This window comes from Bacteroides sp. B1-V-101 (assembly GCF_023656585.1).
GTDB lineage: Bacteria > Bacteroidota > Bacteroidia > Bacteroidales > Bacteroidaceae > Bacteroides > Bacteroides thetaiotaomicron.
Map to the genome: position 1 here is coordinate 1 of NZ_JAMOKH010000095.1, position 1,058 is coordinate 1,058.

The window sequence follows — 1,058 nt, forward strand, 5'->3', positions numbered from 1 at the left end:
GATCCGTCTACTACGGTGCAGTATTTTCCCTGTCTTTCCATTAAGGTACATTGTTGCAGGTATTGGTGGTTGAAGAATTGGGAATACAGTACGCTTTCGTTTCCTTTCTGGCGGATTTACCACAATACCGGGGTTGGCGGTGTCATCGAATACCGGGGCAAGACCTATCGCATGGAAACGAATAAAGTCTATCTCATCGCTCCAAATGCGGATTACAGTTCGCGCATAGAAGGAAATAGCATCCCCCGTCAAGGGAATTGCCTATGTGGAGGAAACCTTGGCGCCTTGACGGAAAGTGAGCGGGAACAGTTGCTGGCAGATGGGGCCATCGGACATTTGTTCGTTCATTTCTCGTTAGGATTTCCATATGATAATGCGCTGACGGGTGTCTTTCCTATTGACCTGACGGAAAATCTGAAGGCGAAAATCAACCATATGCAACACTATCTCCTGAGTAGTGGGCAAATATCCACGTTCAGTATAGGGGCTTTTTTGAACGTTCAGGCACTTATCTGTGAGATACTTTTGGGCGTTGAGGGAAGCCAATGGAAACCAAACACCGGCGATGTCCGCATTGCGCAAGCCATCAGTTATATTGAAGACCATTGCGAAGAGAATCTGTCCAACGAACTACTGGCGAGTAGGGCTTGCATGGCCACTAACTCCTTTTCTCGTCTGTTCAAGAATGAGACGGGAGTCACTTTACAGAAGTTTGTCAAGAAGAAAAGGATAGATTATGCTTGTATGCTCATCGCCCATACCGGAATGAGTATCGAGGAGATAGCCGCCAAGACGGGCTTCTCCAACCGTTTCCATTTTACCCGCGTGTTTTGTGAAATCATGAAAGTGGCTCCGGGCAAGTATCGGGATTTGTTCTTATTTCCTCCTGCATAGAAACACTATCTAAAAGAGCCTGTCTCTCTGCAACTTGTTATTCGTTTTCGGGTATATAGGAAGAAAAAGACTCCCTTACGATTGCGGATGTTTGTTACAGATACAATATGGGGTGTATCGGATATTTGTAAACTCCGAATATTGTCGTATATTTACATCCGTGA

Annotated in this window: 1 protein-coding gene; it reads left to right on the plus strand. The window is 45.6% G+C overall.

Annotated features, from left to right (window positions below; genetic code table 11):
- Positions 1–894: helix-turn-helix domain-containing protein (locus NBH01_RS26550; RefSeq protein WP_250700376.1), on the plus strand; the 894-nt coding region annotated here is incomplete at its 5' end.
- Positions 895–1,058 lie beyond the last annotated feature (164 nt).